At 72.3% G+C, this 18,856-nt stretch carries 13 protein-coding genes; 5 read left to right on the top strand and 8 right to left on the bottom strand.

The features are described from left to right. Positions 1-381 precede the first annotated feature (381 nt). Together OG764_RS08870 and OG764_RS08865 are read right to left on the bottom strand one after the other, a co-directional pair. A complete protein-coding gene (locus tag OG764_RS08870) occupies positions 382-1,389 on the bottom strand; it encodes an alpha/beta hydrolase (RefSeq protein WP_328967858.1) in 1,008 nt (335 codons plus the stop codon). A 119-nt stretch (positions 1,390-1,508) separates the two neighbouring features. Then, positions 1,509-2,765 (bottom strand): MFS transporter, encoded by a 1,257-nt coding sequence (locus tag OG764_RS08865; RefSeq protein ID WP_328967857.1) that lies wholly within the window; start codon positions 2,763-2,765, stop codon positions 1,509-1,511. Between the two features lie 302 nt (positions 2,766-3,067). On the opposite strand from OG764_RS08865, the gene OG764_RS08860 reads away from it, so the two are divergent. After that, complete coding sequence (locus OG764_RS08860; protein WP_328967856.1) at positions 3,068-4,168, top strand: ATP-grasp domain-containing protein; 1,101 nt, start codon at positions 3,068-3,070, stop codon at positions 4,166-4,168. An 88-nt stretch (positions 4,169-4,256) separates the two neighbouring features. Here OG764_RS08860 and acnA read toward each other — a convergent pair whose 3' ends face one another. The 6 genes from acnA to OG764_RS08830 all read right to left on the bottom strand — a co-directional run bounded on the left by acnA (position 4,257) and on the right by OG764_RS08830 (position 12,935). Beyond that, positions 4,257-6,932, bottom strand: a complete 2,676-nt coding sequence (acnA, locus tag OG764_RS08855; protein WP_328967855.1) for an aconitate hydratase AcnA — start codon at positions 6,930-6,932, stop codon at positions 4,257-4,259. Then, complete coding sequence (locus OG764_RS08850; RefSeq protein WP_328967854.1) at positions 6,929-8,719, bottom strand: asparagine synthetase B family protein; 1,791 nt, start codon at positions 8,717-8,719, stop codon at positions 6,929-6,931. The genes acnA and OG764_RS08850 overlap by 4 nt, the downstream gene beginning before the upstream one ends. Positions 8,720-8,722: 3 nt before the next feature. Continuing rightward, entirely contained in the window at positions 8,723-9,517 is a 795-nt protein-coding gene (locus tag OG764_RS08845) for a hypothetical protein (RefSeq protein ID WP_328967853.1), read from the bottom strand. Continuing rightward, positions 9,517-10,896: a hypothetical protein gene (locus tag OG764_RS08840; RefSeq protein WP_328967852.1), complete on the bottom strand. Its 1,380-nt coding sequence runs from the start codon at positions 10,894-10,896 to the stop codon at positions 9,517-9,519. Before OG764_RS08840 ends, OG764_RS08845 begins: the two co-directional genes overlap by 1 nt. Positions 10,897-10,937: 41 nt before the next feature. Next, on the bottom strand, positions 10,938-11,669 hold the full coding sequence (locus tag OG764_RS08835) for a phytanoyl-CoA dioxygenase family protein (RefSeq protein ID WP_328967851.1): 732 nt from the start codon (positions 11,667-11,669) through the stop codon (positions 10,938-10,940). 291 nt (positions 11,670-11,960) lie between these two features. After that, positions 11,961-12,935 (bottom strand): TauD/TfdA family dioxygenase, encoded by a 975-nt coding sequence (locus OG764_RS08830; RefSeq protein WP_328972924.1) that lies wholly within the window; start codon positions 12,933-12,935, stop codon positions 11,961-11,963. Positions 12,936-13,471: 536 nt separating this feature from the next. On the opposite strand from OG764_RS08830, the gene metK reads away from it, so the two are divergent. The 4 genes from metK to OG764_RS08810 are packed head-to-tail and all read left to right on the top strand — an operon-like array spanning position 13,472 to position 18,594. Then, the gene (gene metK / locus OG764_RS08825; protein ID WP_328967850.1) at positions 13,472-14,698 is read left to right on the top strand and encodes a methionine adenosyltransferase; all 1,227 of its coding nucleotides are present in this window, start codon (positions 13,472-13,474) and stop codon (positions 14,696-14,698) included. Between the two features lie 5 nt (positions 14,699-14,703). Further along, on the top strand, positions 14,704-16,266 hold the full coding sequence (locus tag OG764_RS08820; RefSeq protein WP_328967849.1) for an amino acid adenylation domain-containing protein: 1,563 nt from the start codon (positions 14,704-14,706) through the stop codon (positions 16,264-16,266). Next, positions 16,259-16,990, top strand: a complete 732-nt coding sequence (locus tag OG764_RS08815; RefSeq protein WP_328967848.1) for an alpha/beta fold hydrolase — start codon at positions 16,259-16,261, stop codon at positions 16,988-16,990. The genes OG764_RS08820 and OG764_RS08815 overlap by 8 nt, the downstream gene beginning before the upstream one ends. After that, entirely contained in the window at positions 16,987-18,594 is a 1,608-nt protein-coding gene (locus OG764_RS08810) for a condensation domain-containing protein (RefSeq protein ID WP_328967847.1), read from the top strand. Before OG764_RS08815 ends, OG764_RS08810 begins: the two co-directional genes overlap by 4 nt. Positions 18,595-18,856: the final 262 nt, after the last annotated feature.

The raw sequence follows: 18,856 nt of genomic DNA, 5'->3' as shown, positions 1-18,856 counted from the left end.
GCCCGGGGGCGAGCGGCGGCGCCACGGCGTCCCGGCCCTGCGTGCCCGTGCCCGAGCCCGCGCCCGTGTTCGCTCCGGAGCCGGAGCCTGCGCCCGAAGCGGCGCCCGCGCCCGTGTTCGCGCCCGAGCCGGTGCCTGCGCCCGAGCCCGCCTTCGGGCCGGAGCCGGCGCCGGGCCTCGTGTCCGTATCCGCCGCGCCGGGCCCGGACGCGGCCTGGGCGGCCGTGGCGGTGACGCCGCCCAGGCAGAGGGCGGTGGCCACCCCCGCAGCGGGCAGGGCGGTACGGGTCCAGTGGGGGCGGCGCATGTCTCTCCCGGGCATCTCGGCATGAACGGGATCAATCATTCACTCTTTATGTCCAATTTGGGCAAAAATGTGGCTTACCCCACGAGGATGCGCCGAAGCCACCGGGTACGCGCGTCCTGGGCGTCCCGGCTGAGCGCCGCCTGGGGTGCGTAGGAGTCGAAGCCGTGGTAGGCCCCGGGCCATACGTGGAGTTCTGCCCGGCCGCCGGCCCGCCAGAGCGCGTCGGCGTACGCCACGCCCTCGTCCCGGAAGCTCTCGGCCGACCCGACGTCGATGTACGCCTGAGGGAGCCCGGTGAGATCCGTCGCCCGGGCGGGAGCCGCGTAGGGCGGCAGGTCCGCGTCGCCGTACCGGTCGCCCAGCAGCGCCTGCCAGGCCGTCGCGTTGGAGGTGCGGTCCCAGGTGTCGATGCCGGCCATCTGGTGGCTGGAGTACGTGCCGCCCCGGTCGTCGAGCATCGGGCAGAGCAGCAGCTGCCCCATCGGTGCGGGCCCGCCGCGGTCGCGGGTCAGCAGGGCGAGCGCCGCCGCGAGTCCGCCGCCGGCGCTCTTGCCCCCGATGACGATGCGGTCCGCGTCGATCCCCAGCTCGGCGGCGTGTGCGGCCACCCAGACCAGCCCGGCGTAACAGTCCTCCACCGGTCCGGGATACCGCGTCCGCGGCGCCAGCCGGTACTCGACGGAGACCACGGCGAGCCCCAGCGGCAGCGCCCATTCGCGCAGCAGCTGCGGGAGCACGGACCACGCATTGCCCATGATCATCCCGCCGCCGTGCATGTAGTACAGCGCCGGCAGCGGGCCGGCGACCCCGGCGGGCCGTGCGCACACGAGCGTGACCTCCGGCGCGCCCGCCCCGCCCGGCACCCGCACCTCGGACACCTCGAAGCGGCCGCCGTCCCGCAGCTCCCGCACCGAAGGCCTGGGCCGCCTCGCCGCGTCCCGCTCCTGCAGCGCCGCGAGGTTCGCCGGCGTCACCGGCTCCCGGTCCTCGCTCGCGACCCCGGCCAGCGTCACCGCCAGCTCGGGGTCGAACGGAGGCACCCCGCCGGCCCGCGCCCGGGCCTCAGCCTCTTCCCTCGCCATACCCACCCACTCCAGACAGGCCCGCGGCCCCCGCGGGCCCGTTCCCTGCCAGTCTCGCCTCTCGCGGACCGCGCACGGGCCGGCGCGGACGACGAACGCCGCGGCCGCCCCGGGGCGTGTCAGACGCCGACCGCTGCGACCGGCGCCGCGCCGCGCTCCCGGGACCGCTCGGCCCAGCGGGCCACCGAAGGCGCCGCGCAGCCGGCGGCGGCCAGCATGGCGCCCATCACCAGCCAGCCGATCCAGCCGTGCTGCACGATCAGCAGCGCGGTGACGGCCGGGGTCATCGCGGTGCCCATCTGGGTGGTCAGGCCGAACATGCCCTGGTACTGCCCTTGGGCGTGTTCGGGAGCCAGCTCGTACGACAGCGCCCAGGAGCCGGCGCTGTAGAGCAGCTCGCCCACCGTGTGGATCGCGACACCGGCCACGAGGAACACCACGGCCAGCCACGCCGAACGGCCCGAGGCCAGGGCGATGGCCGCACAGCAGGCCGCCAGCCACAGCCCGGACCGGAACAGCGCCCTGGCGCCCCCGCGCACGTCGTCGACGCCCTTGCTGACGGGGACCTGGAGGAAGACCACCATGACCGTGTTGACCAGCAGCAGGGGTGCGAACACGGACATCGGCGCGTCGGTCTTCTCGGCGATCCAGATCGGCAGGGCGACGTCGAGGATGCCGGCGTTCATCATCAAGACGGCATTGATCATTCCGACGGCCACGAAGGGGCCGTCGCGCAGCACCCCCCACGGCGAGGCCTCGGCGGGACGCGGCACCTTCGGCACCGCGTCGAGTGCGAGGAAGGCCAGGCCCGCCACGATGAAGAGGGCTCCCGAGGCGAGCAGCGCACCGGTGTAGACGGCGGGCGAGTTCCTGCTGAGCACCAGGCCGCCGAGGAGGGCGCCGACGGAGAACCCGACGTTGGTCACCGACCGGAGGTAGGCACGCGTGCGCACCCGGTCCTGCTGCGGAACGGCGAGGGCGACGAGTGCGCCGCGCGAGGCGTTCGACGCGGAGTCGGCGACCGCCACCAGGGCCGCGGCGGCGACGAGCGCGGCGAAGCCCCCGACGAGGACGTACCCCCAGACGGCGATGCCCTGCAGGACCACGGACCAGATGGCCGCCGGCCGCGCTCCCAGCACGTCGGTGGCGTGTCCGGCCGGGATGCTGACGACCATGCCGACGACGGCGGCGACCGTCAGGGCCAGGCCCACGTGCGTCGAGCTGATGTCCACGGAGTGCGTGAGGTACAGCACGATGATCGCGACGACGACGCCGTTGCCGGTGCTCCGGGCGAGCGTGCTCAGTGCCAGCACCCACAGGGGACGCGACGAGGGCAGCAGCGAGCGAAGGGATATCGCCCTTTTCTTCTGTTTCAATGCGGTCTCCATGAAGTGCAAGATTGAGCAGAATGGATCTAATCAGGGTCTATTCTGGTGATCAACATGCTTCAGCGGGGATGCTTTGTGATCTTCCTCACGTGGCCGCTCCGGGAGTGTCGGCATTAAATTGAACCGAATCGGAAAATAACCAGGGGGACCCTGTGGCAAATGCACCTGAATCCGTTCTCCATATCGGCTGGATGTTCCGCGCGGTCGACGCCCTGCATCGCTCGGGAGCCGAAGTCACCTGTGTTCTGACGCCGGGTGATGTCGAAGCCGCTCGGCAGGAATTCCCGCACATGCGGACCGTGCTGGTGACCGACCAGGCGAGCGTCGACCAGGCCCTCGCCGGGCTGACCAGGAACGGACTCGACCTGCGCGATTTCGATGCGGTCTGCAGTGGGCTGGAGTTCTGCCTGGCGACCGCGGCCGTGCTGTCCGACCTCGCCCGCATCACCGAGCGGGCGGCCTTCGGGGCTGTCGCGATGCGGGACAAGGATGTCCAGAAAGCGCTGGTCAGAGCAGCTGGAGTGGCTACCGCCCAGTGCGTGACGGTCGCCGGGCATGCGGACGTGGCCGCCCACCCCGACCGGTTCCCCGTCGTGGTGAAGCCGCTCAGCGGCAGCGGCGCCCTCGACACGTTCCGCATCGACGGCCGGGACGGGCTGGCCGCATACGTGCGCGGCACGGACACCGCCGGGCCCTGGCTCGTCGAGGAATTCATTTCCGGGGCCGAGTTCCAGGTCGACGGCGTGGTGCGCGGCGGTGCGGTGACATTCCTTTCGATGGGCCGCTATCTGGAGAACATCATCGACATTCACGACGGTGGACTCGTGGGGTGCATCGCCGTTCCGCCGGCCCTGCATCCGGAGCTGTACGAGAATGCCAAGGCGGTCGCCCACGACTCCCTCAAGGCGCTGGAACACGTCGACGGCGTATTCCACATGGAGGTTTTCGTACGCGACGGCGAAATCGTTTTCGGTGAATGCGGCGCACGTGTCGGAGGCGGCCGGACCGACGAGGTGGTGGAGCGCTCGTTCGGTGTGAACCTGCACGATGAATGGGTCCGCGGGGTGCTCCGCCGGCCGGCCGTCCCGGAGCCCGCCGACGTCGGCGGCGCGGGCGCCGTCCACGGCGACATGCACCTCTACGCCCCCCAGGGCCTGGTACGGGAGATGCCCACGAGGGAAGAGGTGCTCGCCCGCCCGGGTGTCGTGTACGCCGAACTGAAGATCGCGCGGGGCGCGACCATGCCCGACGTCACCTCCGCCTCGTACCTGCGCGCCGGCGTGGCCGTGGTCTCCGGGGCCGACGAGCAGGAGGTCGAGGCCCGCATGAAGGACCTGTCCGCCTGGTTCGCCGCGAGCGTGGTCACCGAGCGGGCGCCGGAAGGCCCGTGAACCGAGCAGGTGCCGGAAGGCCCGTGCGGGGTCGCCCCGCACGGGCCTTCCGGGGCGCGCGGTGAGGCGCCCGGCGCCCGGCACCCGGTCAGGCCGGATCGGCCACCGCGTGTCGGGCCTCTCGCCGCAGGCGCGCCACGGTGTACGGCAGGACCCCGCCGGCCGCGAAGTAGGCGCATTCACGTCCCGTCTCGAGCGCGGCGACGACTTCGAACGTCCGCTCCGCACCCCCCGGCCGGCGGACGCGTACGGTCACCGTGCCGCGCGGGCCCAGACCCGCCAGTCCCAGCAGGTCGAGTTCCTCCGTGCCGTCGAGGCCCAGGGCCGCGGCGTCCAGCCCGGCGGGGAAGAGCAGGGGCAGCACGCCCATGCCGACCAGATTGCTCCGGTGGATCCGCTCGAAGCTCTTCGCGAGCACCGCCCGGACGCCCAGGAGAGCGGTCCCCTTGGCAGCCCAGTCACGGGCGCTGCCACAGCCGTACTCCGCCCCCGCGACCACGACGAGCGGTACCCCCGCGGCGCGGTAGGACTCCGCCGCCCCGTGGATGGACAGCAGTTCACCCGTCGGCTGCAGCCGGGTCCAGGGCCCCTCCTTCCCGCCGGCCAGCGCGTTGCGGAGCCGGACGTTGCCGAAAGTGCCCCGCACCATGACGTGGTGGTTGCCGCGGCGGGCCCCGAAGCTGTTGAACTCGCCCTCGGCCAGGCCCAGTCCGCTCAGGAACCGGCCGGCGTCACTGTCGCGCGGGATGGCACCGACCGGCGAGATGTGATCGGTGGACACCGCGTCGCCGAGCAGCGCCAGGATCCGCCCGCCCGTCAGATCCCCGTCGGCCGCGGGCCCGTCCGACGCCGCGTCGAGGTACGGCGGCTCCAGGATGTAGTCCGATCCCGCGGGCCAGTCGTACCGGTCGCTCCGGGGGGTGTCGAGGGCGCGCCAGGAGGCGCCGCCCTCGTACAGGCCCGCGTACGCGGTGTCGTACAGCTCGGCGCCGACGGCCGTCCTGACCGCCTCTGCGACCTCCTCCGGCGTGGGCCACAGGTCCCGCAGGAACACCTCCCGCCCGTCGGGGGCGACGCCGACCGGTTCCGTGGTCAGGTCGCGGGCGACCGTACCGGCCAGGGCGTAGGCGACCACCAGGCCGGGCGAGGCCAGATAAGCGGCCTTCACGTGCGGATGGATCCGGCCCTCGAAATTGCGGTTTCCGCTGAGCACGGCCGCGCCCAGGACCCCGTCCTCGGCGAGCGCCCGGGAGGCCTCGGGCAGCAGGTTCCCGCTCATGCCGTGGCAGGTGGTGCAGCCGAACGCCACGACGTGGAAGCCCAGTTCCTCCAGAGCGGGCAGCACACCGGCCCGGTCCAGGTAGGCGGGGACCGTGCGACTGCCGGGGGCCAGACTGGTCTTCACCCACGAGGGCACCGTGAGGCCGTACTCCACCGCACGCCGTGCCACCAGGCCCGCGGTCAGCATCGATCCCGGGTTCGAGGTGTTGGTGCAGCTCGTGAGCGCGGCGATGAACACCGCGCCGTCGGCCGGCCGGGCGCCGTGGTCCCCGGCCGCGGGCCGGAGGTCCAGACTCCGCGGGACGGCGTGCAGGGCGACCCTCTGGTCGGGTCGGCCCGGGCCCGCGACACAGGCCTCCACCTCGCCCAGGTCGAGGGTCAGCACCTCCGCGTAGCGCACCCGCGCGTCGGAGGCCGGCTCGCGGTACAGGCCCTGCGCCCGGCAGTAGCGCTCGACCAGCTCGATCTGCTGCTCGGACCTGCCGGTGATCCGCAGGAACGCGAGTGTCTCGGCGTCCACCGGGAAGAGGGCCGTGGTCGCCCCGTAGTCGGGCGCCATGTTCGCCAGCGTCGCCCGGTCCGGGACACTCAGCCCCGCGCATCCCTCCCCGAAGAACTCGACGAAGGCGCCCACGACGCCGTGGCGGCGCAGCCGTTCCGTGAGGGTGAGCACGAGGTCGGTGGTCGTGGTGCCGGGCGGCAGCGACCCGGTCAGCCGGACACCGACGACCCGGGGCGCGGCGAGCAGCACCGGCTCGCCCAGCAGGACCGAGGTCGCCTCGATGCCTCCGACGCCCCAGCCGAGGACGCCGAGCGCACCCACCATCGGGGTGTGCGAGTCCGTGCCGAGCACGGTGTCCGGACGGGCGAGGAGGTGTCCGTCCGGTCCTTCGGTCCGCACCACCACCTGCGCCAGGCGCTCCAGGTTGACCTGGTGCACGATGCCGTTGCCGGGCGGTACGACGCGGAAGCCGTCGAACGCCTGCTCCGCCCAGCGGAGCAGGGCGTACCGCTCCCGGTTGCGCGAGAACTCCAGCCGCATGTTGACGCGCAGCGCGTCCTTGGTGCCGGCCTCGTCCACCCGCACCGAGTGGTCCACGACGAGATCGGCGGGGATGGCCGTGCCCACGGCGTCCGCGGGCAGGCCGTGCCGTACCGCCGCCGCGCGCAGCGCCGCGAGGTCCAGGGCGACCGGGACGCCCGAGAAGTCCTGGAGCACCACGCGGGCCGGATGGAAGGCCACGTCCGCGCCGTCGGCCGGCCGCAGGACCGCGTCGAGTACCTCGGGCCCCGCCGTGCCCGCCGCCACGAGGTGCGCGGCGTTCTCCAGCAGCAACCGCACCGTGTACGGGAGGGTGTCCAGCTCGACGCCCGCGGCAGCCGCGAGGTCGCGCAGCGGATACACCAGGACGCCGGGGGCCACCTCGTCGCAGCGCACGGGTCCGTGTCCCGGCCGGGGGCGGGTGGCGGTTCGGTCGCTCACAGGCTCTCACTCCTCGCAGAAGGCGGGTTCGCGGCGGCGGAGCCGGCCTGCTCCAGCCAGGCGCCGAGGCTCAGCAGGGGGAACACCAGGCCCGTGGCGCCGGGCCGGCCGGCGCGCACGTCGCCGAGCAGCCGGTCGATGCCGTCGGATCGCAGCCCGGCGGAGGCGAACAGGTCCCGGCGCGCCGCCAGTTCGCCCAGTACCGCGTCGCGCCGGGGTCCGGTGAGCCACGCCTCGACGGGAGCCCGGAACGGCTTCTTGACCTCGTCGCTCCAGCGGGGCAGCCGATCCGCGTACGCCTGCCGCAGCGGCACCTTGGTCTGCCCTCCGCGGACCAGGGCCGACATGGGGAAGGAGCGCCCCAGCGCGGGCAGCCCGCCGTGCAGGAACGGCGTACGCCCTTCGATGCCCCGGGACATCAGGAGGTGGTCGGCGCGGCGGAGCAGCGGCTCGAGGCTGTGCTCGTACTCGAACTCGCGCGTGATCTCGGCCGGGGGCCGGCCCCGGTCCGCGGGCAGCGCGGCCCGGAGCGCCTCCCGCGCCGCGGCCAGGGCCTCGGGCCCCAGCAGGCCGCCGGCCAGCGCGAGCCGGTCCGGCGAGAGGTAGAACTCCTCCGCGGAGGCGAGTCCGTCGAGCCCGAGGTAGCTGCGGTACCCGCCGAACACCTCGTCCGCGCCCTCGCCCAGCAGGAGGACGACGATGCCCGACTCGCGGGCGAGACGGGCGAGCGCCGCGTACATCGGGACGCTCGTCAGCGCGCTCGGCTCGCCGAGCACGGCCACCGCGTCGCGGACGCCGGCGAGCAGGTCGGCCGGCCCGAATCCGGTCCACGCGTGGCGCCAGGAGCGCCAGGCGGTGCCGGGCAGGCCCAGCTCGGCGACGTCGCGCACGCCGTCGCCGTTGCCGTGGGGCACCACGCTGACGGTGGCGAGGTCCGTGACCCCGCGGTCGGCGAGTTCGAGCGCGAGCACCGTGGAGTCCAGTCCGCCGCTCAGCGCCAGCCCCAGCGGCCGGTCGGAGACGAGCAGCCGGTCCACCGCACGCGAGACGGCGGCGCGTACGGCTTCCGGTGTCGTCTGCGCGGGGGCGGCCGCCACGTCGGCCTGCCAGGACCCGGATCCCGGCAGCAGTTCGCAGCGGCCTTCCTTCAGGAGGAGGCGGGCACCGGGCGGTACGGGCTCGATGTCCTCGTAGCACGTGCCGCCGTCCACGACCCGGCCGAGCAGCACGAACTGGGCGACGGCCGCCGGGCGGACCCGCGCCGGACCGAACAGGTCCAGCAGCGCGGGTATCTCGGAGGCCACCGCGACGCCCTCGGGAGTGCGCCGCAGGTAGAGCGGCTTGATCCCCAGCGGGTCGCGGCAGACTTCGACGGATCCGTCGGCGGCCCGGCGGACCAGGGCGTACATGCCGTCCAGCGCGGAGGTGTCGTACGCGGCGACCGCCTGCGCCTCGTCCAGCCCGCCGCGCGGTGCGGTCACCGCGGTCGTCCCGCCCGCCCCGGTCGCGCCGTCGCGCGCGCCGGACCCCACGGCGTACACCTCACCGTTGTAGGCGAGGTGTACGCCGTCGTGGCCGGCGGTGAAGGGGACCCCGTCAGCGGGCCGGCTGCGCACGCGGAGCCGGCACATGGCGACCGCGGACGACGCGGTCCCGGCCACGCCGTGGCCGTCCGGTCCGCGGTGCGCCATCAGGCCGATGGCGTGCCGCGCGAGAGCGCGGGCGTCCGGGGCGCTCCCCGCTCCGCTCCCGGCCGGCGCCAGGCTCACTCCGACGACTCCGCACATGGGTCAGGCGTCCTGGCGCGGACGGACGGCCGCGGCCGTGTACATCCGGGTCTTGGGCGCCTGTCCGAACTCGGTGGCCGAGACCAGGGACAGGCCCCGGTCCTCGACCGCGGCGGTGGCGACGAGGGCGAGGACGTCCTCGTGGTCGAAGCGCTGCTCGCGGCCGCGTCCCCGGTACCAGTCGAGCAGCAGGCCGGAATCGATCCCGCCGTGCGGGAGCAGCGAGTCGGTGAGGACCTCCCCGGCCGCGGCGAAGTCGATGACCTTCGCGTCGGCGTCGAAGAAGGTCTCCAGCGTGCCGCGCTCACGGCCGTTGTCGATCATCCGCTCGTCCATCGGGTACAGGCCGAGCTTGATGGAGGCCCGCAGCTGACCGCCGTCCGCGAGCAGGTCCAGCATGCCTTCCAGCCCGCGGCGCGCCTCGTCCTCGCTGAAGCGGTTGACCAGGCGGTCGTTGAGGACGAACTGCTGCGTTCCGCGCAGCTCCTGGGGGGCCCGCTGGGTGATGTCGTGGCGCAGGATGCGGCAGGAGCCCTCGGGCAGCGCGGCCCGCAGGTCCTCGCACATGCGCTCGGAGAAGTCCATGACGGTGACGTCGGCGCCGAGGGCGATCAGGGCCTCCACGAGGTCCTTGGTGGAGGCGCCGACGACCGTACAGCGGGTGCCGGCGGTGATCCCGGCGAGGAACAGGCCGATCTCCTCGTCGCTGGGCTTCGCGGTGGTGCGTCCGGTCTCCCAGAACAGGGAACCGATGAGGTCCCAGGCGGCGGCCTTGGTGTTCTCGGTCTGAATGGTCATCAGTTGCTCCCTACAGGGTCGATCAGGCTGGAGTTGTACTCGCCCGCGAGGACGTGGTTGAGGTAGGTGCCGGCGCCGCCGACCACCCGGTATCCGTGCGCGACACCGGCCGGGATGAAGACCGAGGCGGGGCTCTGCACGGGGAAGACCCGGTCGTCGAGCGTCACTTCGACGGACAGGCCGGTGTAGCCGTCGCCTTCCCCGAGGAACATGAAGAGGCTGTCGCAGTGGTGCACGTGGGTGTCGACGTGGCCCGCGCCGTAGTCGTCGAGCTGCGGGATGCGGCGCGCGATGCAGTACTGGTCCGCGCCCGGCACGAAGCGGTTGTCCACCAGGACGTAGCGCTCGCCGGGACCGGCCCGGTGGTGGCGCAGCTCGGTGGCTGAGATGACCTGCGGGTCGACGATCCAGGACGCGGGGTCGGCGGGCAGCTGCGGGCGGGTCACGCTGCCGGTCCGTCCGAACGTGGCCGGATCGGCCCACTCGTACGATCCGGGCTCGCGCTCCACCGCACGGACGTGCAGCTTGGCGACGTGGTGGAAGACGTCGCGGCCGACCACGGGCCGGCGGTGGTCCGGCATGGAACGCGCGTACGCGCCGACGCGGCGGCTCAGGTCGTTCAGGAGGCCGCCGTCGGCGAGCTCACGGGTCCCCCGGTAGTGGAGGTTGGCCAGCAGGGCCGCGTAGTCCGTGATGCCGGCGCGTTCGCCGAGACCGTTGACGGAGGTCGACATCCAGGTGGCGCCCGCGTCGACGGCCGCGAGGGCGTTGGCCATGGCCAGCCCCCGGTCGTCGTGCAGGTGGACCTCGATGTCGACGCCGGGACACCGCTTCCGCAGCTGCCGGACCCGGTCGGCGGTGTCCTGGGGCTCCAGGATGCCGAGGGTGTCGGCGAAGCAGATCCGCTCGGCGCCCGCTTCGATCGCGACGAGGTAGGCCTCGACGAGCTCGGCGGGATCGGTACGGCTGCTGTCCTCGACGGTGAACCGTACGCGCAGCCCCAGCTCGCGGGCGTGGGCGACGGTCTCCCGGATGCGGCCGTACAGGTCGGTCAGGGCGCTGCCGGGGAGCCGGGAGCGCCGCGACACGTCGTTGACGCCGAGGAAGATGCCGACCCAGGCGGCGCCGGTCTTGGCCACGGTCTCGATGTCGCCCAGGTGGGCGCGGGCGTGGGCGAGCACGGGCGTGTTACCGGCCGCTTCGACGACGGCCGCGACGCGCAGCATCTCGGTGTTGTCGACAGCGGGGTGGCCGCACTCGATGGCGTCCACGCCGGATCGGATCAGCAGGGTGGCGATTTCCACGCTCTGTTCGAGGGTGAAGCAGCCGTGTGCCGACTGCATCCCCTCGCGCAGGGTGCTGTCGATGATGAAGGTCACCTGGTCTCCGGCGGCTGAGAGGGTTGCGGGGTCTTGGGCGGTCACTCGGCACCGAGCGCGTGCAGAGCGTCCAACGGGAAGTGGTCCTTCGCCGCGAAGCCGGGGGCCGAGGAGTCGGCGAAGACGACGACCATGCCCCGGCGGTCGGCGGGCGAGGTGTTCGCGGCGCTGCCGTGGGCGAAGAAGCGGTCCCACATGACCCCGTCGCCGGGGCGGAGTTCGAACTGCACGGGCTCGCGCAGGCCGTCCTCCGCGGCGTCCAGGCTGGCGTGCCAGCGGTACTCCGGCCGGTCGCGGTGCGGCACCTGACCGCCGCTGTGCGAACCGGGGCTGCCGAAGAGGCCGCCGTTGGCGGGCGACACCTCGGTCAGGGCGAACCACACGCTGAACGCGCCGGGGTAGGTGTGGGTCCACAGCGCCTGGTCCTGGTGGAGCGCCACCTCGGTGCCGACCAGCGCCGGCTTGAGGAACGCCGCGTGGAAGACCACCCCGGCACCGTCACCGATGACCTGCCGGGCCAGGTCGGTGACGCCGGCGCGGTTCAGCAGGGGCCCCCAGACCTGCGGGTCGTTCCACAGCAGCCGCCGGAGCTTGCGCAGCCGGCGTACACCGCCCCCTTCGTCGTACTCGGGCTCGTACGAGGGGGCCACCTCCGCGGCGCCGTCGAGGTCGTCGAAGAACGCGACGGCCCGGCGGCGGTCCTCGTCCGTGAGGAGTTCCGGGAGCAGCTGATATCCGTCCCGTCGATAGCGGTCCGGGTCGATGACAGGCATTGCGGCACCTGCTTTCTTTTCGGGGATTACCTGCAGTACGTAAGTCGTCCCGGAACGAATTCCGGGCAGCCTTTACGTCAAAGGCGGAAGGCGAATCAATCGGTCGCCGGAAAATGAATTGCCGGATGCGGCAGACCTGATGGTTCGAGAAAGGAATCGGAACTCGGTGGAATGTGGATCCACGCACCGTGGGGGAGGGCAGGGGAGGGCCCGGTCCCTCGCACGGAAAATGAGTGGCGGGGTCGCGGAACTTCCGCTACCGCGAGCGCGGGGAGGAAACCGCGGAGCGGTTCATCCGAGTTCGGAAACCTGCCGGCCGAACTCCGCGGGGATCGTCCCGGGGGCCCACACGCCGCCCCGGTAGCTGCCGGCCGCGACCGCTCCGTACAGCGACGCGTAGTGCTCGGGAAGCTCCGGGCTACCGGCGAAAGCCAGCCACAGGCGCAGGAGGAGCCGCCCCTTGCCGCCGCCGTCCGCGAACGCCGTGCGCGCGTGCAGGATGTGGAAGTTGTTGATCAACTGCAGGTCGCCCCTGCGGAGTTCCATGTCGAGGGAGACGCCGGGCCGGTCCAGGACCTCGTCCAGTGCCGCCATCGCCTCGAGCTGGCGCTCGGTGAGGCGCGGGGCCGAGGCGTGACGCTGGGATCCTTCGATGAACCGCCGCAGGTACCGGGTCGCGAACGAGTCGCCGGTCCGGCTGAAGACGGGGATCGACGACCAGGGCGCCTCCCCCGGCTGCTCCTCGCCCCGCCGATCGTTCGGGAACGGCCGGTGCAGCACTTCCAGCAGGTCAGGACGCTCTTCGAGGAGCAGGTCGTGGACGGCTTTCGAGGAGACGAGCCGACTCAGACCGCCGGATACCGCGGGCCGGACGCACAGGAGTCCGATCACGTCGGTGCGGTCCGCGTGGAAGGGGAGTGCCGCGGAACTCTCGTAACCCCGCTGGACGGGACTGGCGATGTCCGCGCCGCGGTCCTCGACCCTGCCGAGCAGGTCCGCCTTGCGGCTCTGGGTGACCGGGCGGCCCAGCAGGAGCCCGAAGAGCCAGTAGGCCTTCTCGGTTTCCCGCGGGTCCTCGGCGTCCACGGGGAAGTCCTCGACGACGGCGAAGCCGGGGCTGCCGGCGAGTCGGTGGCTCAGATCGGCGGCGAACTCCTCGGTCAGGCGCAGGCCTTGGGGGCGGGGAGCGGCGAGATCCAGCCGGGCGCCCGCGGCCAGCGCGGACCGTGCGGCACGGGTCAGCTCCGCCGCGACCGCGGGTGCCATGGGCACGCGCCACTGTTGTTCGTCGTCGGCCAGGGAGGCTCCCAGCCAACCATCGCCTACCAGAATTCCCGGCCCGTCCGCCGGTGAAGGTCCTGATTGATCGGGAGAAAGCACAGAAATCGCTCTTCACTAAATCGATATGCGCAACAAAGGCTTTTATTCATTGTGTAAATTTCGGCCCTTTATTGCACTTGGAAAACGTGATCACACCCTAGGCAGGCTCAAGCGAGAGTGTCGATGTGACGATGATCACGAACGGTCGGGAGATCTTCCGTTCCCTTGTCCCGCTTGCCGCGAACAATTCTGTGAAGGGGTTCGGGAAGTACTGAATCATTCATTCCGCATCCCGTCGCTTGAAAGGTGACCTGGGTCATACCGGAGCCTCGGTTGATCATGGGTATGGTGCACCGACCCAGGAGAGGCCGTCCCCGCCGGAGGCTGCGCGGACCCGCCCGGAACACCATCGCGGTGCCCTCCTTCCCGCTGCTCACTCCCTGGCGATCGCATGCACTTGACCCAGTCGACCCTGGAGCACCATGTCCCGTCGCCTGTTCACCTCGGAGTCCGTGACCGAGGGGCATCCCGACAAGATCGCTGACCAGATCAGCGACACGATCCTCGACGCACTGCTGCGCGAGGACCCCGCCTCTCGCGTTGCCGTGGAGACCCTCATCACCACGGGTCTCGTGCACATCGCGGGCGAGGTGACGACCAAGGCCTACGCGCCGATCGCCTCCCTGGTCCGCGAGAAGATCCTCGAGATCGGCTACGACTCCTCGACGAAGGGCTTCGACGGCGCCTCGTGCGGCGTCTCCGAGTCCATCGGCGCGCAGTCCCCGGACATCGCCCAGGGTGTCGACACCGCGTACGAGCAGCGGGTAGGGGGTGCCCGCCGGGGCGACGGGACCGAGGATCTGGACCGTCAGGGTGCGGGCGACCAAGGGCTGATGTTCGGCTACGCCACCGACGAGACCCCCACCTTCATGCCGCTGCCGATCGAGCTGGCGCACCGGCTCTCGCGCCGTCTCGCCGAGGTCCGCAAGGACGGGACCATCCCGTACCTGCGTCCCGACGGCAAGACCCAGGTCACCATCGAGTACGACGGCGACAAGCCGGTCCGCCTCGACACCGTGGTCGTCTCCTCGCAGCACGCGTCCGACATCGACCTTGAGTCGCTGTTGGACCCCGACATCCGTGAGTTCGTCGTCGAGCACGTCCTCGAGCAGCTTGTCGAGGACGGCATCAAGCTGGACACCGAGGGCTACCGCCTGCTCGTGAACCCGACCGGGCGCTTCGAGATCGGCGGCCCGATGGGCGACGCCGGCCTCACCGGCCGCAAGATCATCATCGACACGTACGGCGGCATGGCCCGCCACGGTGGCGGCGCGTTCTCCGGCAAGGACCCGTCCAAGGTCGACCGCTCCGCCGCGTACGCGATGCGCTGGGTTGCCAAGAACGTGGTCGCCGCCGGTCTCGCCTCGCGCTGCGAGGTCCAGGTCGCGTACGCCATCGGCAAGGCCGAGCCCGTGGGCCTGTTCGTCGAGACCTTCGGCAGCGAGAAGATCGAGGTCGCCAAGATCGAGCACGCCATCGGCGAGGTCTTCGACCTCCGCCCGGCCGCGATCATCCGCGACCTCGACCTGCTGCGCCCGATCTACGCCCAGACCGCCGCCTACGGCCACTTCGGCCGCGAGCTGCCGGACTTCACCTGGGAGCGCACCGACCGCGTCGACGCCCTGCACACGGCGGCGGGCCTGCGATGACCACCATGCGTCCCACGCCCGCCACCGACGCCCCGCGCACCCTCGTCGACGTGTTCACCGCCGCCGCCACCGCCTGCCCCGACCGCCCCGCCGTGTCGGACGAGACCACCCGGGTCACCTACCGCGCGCTCGACGAGTGGAGCCGCCGCATCGCCCACGCCCTGCGCGCCGACGGAGTGCGCCCCGGCGACGCGGTGGCCCTGCGGATGGAAGCGGGCTGCGCGGCCGTCGCCGCCATCCTCGGCATCCTGCGTACGGGAGCCGCGTACGTTCCCCTCGACCTGCGCAACCCGGCCGAACGCAACGAGTTCATCGTCACCGACAGCGGCGTCCGGCACCTGGTCGGCGAGCGGGACGCCGACTGGGGCGCGGCGCTGACCTGCACCGCCACGGCGACCGTGACCGGCCTGAGCGAGGGCGGCCCGGCGCCGGCCGAGCCCGAGCCCGCCGCCGCGCCCTCGGGCGAGGACCTCGCGTACGTCATCTACACCTCCGGCACCACGGGGCGGCCGAAGGGGGTTCCGGTGCGCCACAGCAGTGTGGTCGCCCTGCTGACGGCCGCCCGGGACCTCTTCGCGTTCGAACGGGAAGACCGCTGGCTGCTGTTCCACTCCCTCGCCTTCGACTTCTCGGTGTGGGAGATCTGGGGCCCGCTGTCCTCGGGCGCGGCACTCGTGGTGCCGCCGCAGTGGGTGACACGGGCGCCGGAGGACCTCATCGCCCTGATCGCGGACGAACGGATCTCGGTGCTGAACCAGACCCCGACCGCGTTCACCATGCTCGCCCGGGCCAGGGAGAGCGCGGACCGCCCCCTGCCCGACCTCCGCTACATCGTCTTCGGCGGGGAGAAGCTCGCTCCGTCCGTCCTGCGCGACTGGGCGCGCGCGGTGGGACTCGACCGGCCGCGGCTGGTGAACATGTACGGCATCACCGAGGTGACCGTCCACGCGACGTTCCACCACGTCACCCCCCGCGATCTCGAGGGCACGGAATCCGTCGTCGGCACCCCGCTGGACGGCTTCACGGTCCGGATCGCCGGGCCCGACGGCACCGAGGTCACCGAGCCGGGCGTACCGGGCGAACTCTGGCTTTCCGGACCGCAGGTGACGGAGGGATACCTGAACCGCCCCGAGCTGAACGCGGATCGCTTCCCGGCCGTCCCGCCGGGCCCCGACGGGGTCCGCCACTACCGGTCCGGGGACCTGGTCAGCCGGAACGCCGACGGCGCCCTCGTCTACCACGGCCGCGCGGACCTCCAGGTCAAGCTGCGCGGCCACCGGGTGGAACTCGGCGACATCGAGGCCGCGGTGCGCTCGCACGACTCAGTGCTGGAGGCCGTCGCCTGGCCGCGCGAATCCGCGGACGGGGGCCGGCGGCTGTTCTGCGTGGTGCTCGGCAAGGAGGGCGCGGAGCCGGACATCCGGGCGCTGCGCCGGCACGTGGCCGCGAAGCTCCCCTCGTACATGCACCCGTCCCGCTACCAGGTCGTCCACGAGCTGCCCCGGACGGTCAACGGGAAGACCGACCGCGCCGCTCTGGCGAAGACGTGGAGTGAGAACAGTGGCTGAACCGGCACCGGCTCCTTCCGGGCCCTACCTGCGCGACGTCGAGCACGTCGCCCTGCTCGACCACGACCTCGTCCCGGGACGCCCCGGTGTGCGCGGGGCCGGCGCTCCCCTCCTCCTGCTGCACGGACTGGAGGACGACAGGACGCAGCTGCGCTTCCTCAGCGACGCGCTGTGTCCCGAGGGCGAGTTCGCCCTGCTGCCCACGCTGCGCGACCATCCGCCGAGTCCGGCGCCCGCGTGGGGGTACTCGCCGCTCGACTACGCCGCCGACGTGCACCGCCTCACCGACTGCCTCCGCTCGCCCGCCCATGTCATCGGCTACTCGTACGGCGCGCTGGTCGGTCTGGTCCACGCCGTGGCGATGGGCCCCGCCCGGGTCCGCAGCGTCGTCGTGCTCGACCAGTCCCTGGAGCGGCGGCCGGCCCGGATCGAGGGCGGCGAATGGGCCGAGTCGAGCTTCCTCAAGTGGGAGTTCGACTACACCCACCTCCTCGGGATGCTGACGGCGGCCGGCATCCCCGTACTCGTGGTGATCCCCGCCGAAAGCCATGTGATTCCGCCGGCCGAGCGGGCCGCGCTCCTCGCGCGCCGCGATCCGGGCTTCTCCTGCGTGGTGATGCCCGGCGTGCACGCGGACGTCGTGCGCCCGGACGGCCCGGTCACCTCGATCATCGAAGACTTCTACGCCACGCACTGCCCGCTCCCCCCGAAGGAGAACGCATGACCCGCGATGCCGGTCACGAGCAGATGATCCGCACCAGGGTCCTCGACATCCACCGCGCCGTCCTGGAGGACGATTCGCTCCTCGCGGAGGACAACTTCTACGACATGGGCGGCGACAGCCTGCTCTCCCTCCAGGTGCTGGGCCGCATCGAGCGGGAACTGGGCGTGAAGGTGCCCCCGCGGACGTTCTTCACGGCGGAGTGCATCGCCGAAGTCGCGGACCGGGTGGCCGAGTTGACGCAGGTCGGTCCTGCCGACGACGCGCCCCGCCGGGCGGGCGGCCACGCCGGTCGTGCCTCCATGGCCCAGGAGTGGGCGCTGCTCTCCTCGCTGCGCGACCCCCGGGCGCCGATACTCCAGTTCCACGCCGTGTTCCGGGTCTCGGGCCCCCTCGACACGCAGCGGCTGGAGGCCGCCCTGAACCGGGTCTGCGAGCGGCACGGATCGCTGCGCACGTCCTTCACGGCGGTGGACGACACGGCCCGGCAGGCCGTCGACCCCGGGGCGCGGGCGGATCTGACGGTCGTGGACCGACGCGGTGTGCCGGACGCGGAAGTCGACGACTTCCTGCGCGGGTACGTCCGGGAGCCCTTCGACCGGTCCCGCGCCCCGCTGTGGCGGACGCTCGTGGTGCGCCGCGAGGACGCACAGGCCCTGCTGGTGTTCGTGTTCGACCACATGATCGCGGACGGCTGGTCGCTCGACACCTTCGTCGAAGACCTCTCCGCCGCCTACGAGGGGGTCGAACTCCCGGACCGCGAGGGCCAGTCCGGGCCGTACGCCGACTGGGCCGCCGGACAGTGGGAGAGCTGGGAGGGGTCCCGGGCCGGGGAGCTGGTCGACTACTGGCGGGACCAACTGCCGACGGATCCCGCAGACTTCGCGCTGCGGCTGCCCGGCTACCGGGGCGCCGAGGAACTGTCGAAGCCCTCGTCCCTGGTGTGGGACCTGGACCCGGCGACGGCCCGCGGCCTGCGTACCGCCTGCCAGGAGCTGCGGGCCACCGCGTACTGCGTGGCCATGTCCGTGGTGAAGGCCCTCGTCGCCCACGCCACCCGGCAGCGGCGCGTGACCCTGCTGACCACCAACGCGAACCGGCTGGACGGCGCGTACCAGAGCACCATCGGCTGGTTCGCCAACGGCGTCTTCCCGACCACCGACGTGGACCTCTCCGGCACCTTCCGGGAGTTGGTGTCCGCCGTGCAGGCAAGCATCCTGGGCGCGACCGCGCACGGCGACATGCCCGCCATGTTCGTACGGCGCAGGATCTGGCCGGAGCTGCCCGCGGGATTCCGCAAGGACCCCGGGGTGTACTTCATGTACAACGACGTGTGGGGCGGCGGCCTCCGCTTCGGTGCCGGCGTGACCGTGTCGACGCACCACCTCTCCGAGGACGCGGACTCGCCCGGCCTGCACATGTGGCTGCTGCGCGAGGGCGAAACCCTGCGCCTGCAGGCCCTGCACTACGAGTCCGAGTACCCGGCCGAGTACGTCGAGGGGTTCGCCGGCTGCCTGGTGAAGGCCCTGGACCTGCTCACCGGCCGGCCGGACCGGCCGATCCGCGACCTGCTGGACCCCGAGGAGTTCGCCGCCGTACGCGGCTGACCCGCGCGGTACGACCCCGCGCGGTCCATGGGCGGCGGCGCGGGCCTCTCCGGGGAGCAAGTGGTCTCGGTCCGCGTGAACTTGACCGCCATCCTGCGCGACCGCTTCCCCGGCGACGTCCTGCCGGTGCCGCACCGGGCCCGGTCGGCGGTGGCGACTGCGGCCAGTCGCGCCTCTTGAAGATGACCTTGCGCGTTCGCGCCCGTGACACCGCGCGGGTCTCGTCCTTCACCGGTTGTGCGCCGTCGTGCCAACCCCTGGG

The sequence above is a fragment of the Streptomyces sp. NBC_00239 genome, from assembly GCF_036194065.1.
Lineage (GTDB): Bacteria > Actinomycetota > Actinomycetes > Streptomycetales > Streptomycetaceae > Streptomyces.
Note: the sequence above shows the minus strand (reverse complement) of the source record. Positions and strands in the feature narration are given on the sequence as shown.

Excerpts from the sequence above, each read along its gene's own strand:
- OG764_RS08870 (WP_328967858.1), bottom strand. The coding sequence starts at position 1,389 with ATGGCGAGGGAAGAGGCTGAGGCCCGGGCGCGGGCCGGCGGGGTGCCT.
- OG764_RS08860 (WP_328967856.1), top strand. The coding sequence starts at position 3,068 with ATGCGGACCGTGCTGGTGACCGACCAGGCGAGCGTCGACCAGGCCCTC.
- OG764_RS08850 (WP_328967854.1), bottom strand. The coding sequence starts at position 8,719 with ATGTGCGGAGTCGTCGGAGTGAGCCTGGCGCCGGCCGGGAGCGGAGCG.
- OG764_RS08845 (WP_328967853.1), bottom strand. The coding sequence starts at position 9,517 with ATGACCATTCAGACCGAGAACACCAAGGCCGCCGCCTGGGACCTCATC.
- OG764_RS08835 (WP_328967851.1), bottom strand. The coding sequence starts at position 11,669 with ATGCCTGTCATCGACCCGGACCGCTATCGACGGGACGGATATCAGCTG.
- OG764_RS08830 (WP_328972924.1), bottom strand. The coding sequence starts at position 12,935 with ATGGCACCCGCGGTCGCGGCGGAGCTGACCCGTGCCGCACGGTCCGCG.
- metK (WP_328967850.1), top strand. The coding sequence starts at position 13,472 with ATGTCCCGTCGCCTGTTCACCTCGGAGTCCGTGACCGAGGGGCATCCC.
- OG764_RS08820 (WP_328967849.1), top strand. The coding sequence starts at position 14,704 with ATGCGTCCCACGCCCGCCACCGACGCCCCGCGCACCCTCGTCGACGTG.
- OG764_RS08810 (WP_328967847.1), top strand. The coding sequence starts at position 16,987 with ATGACCCGCGATGCCGGTCACGAGCAGATGATCCGCACCAGGGTCCTC.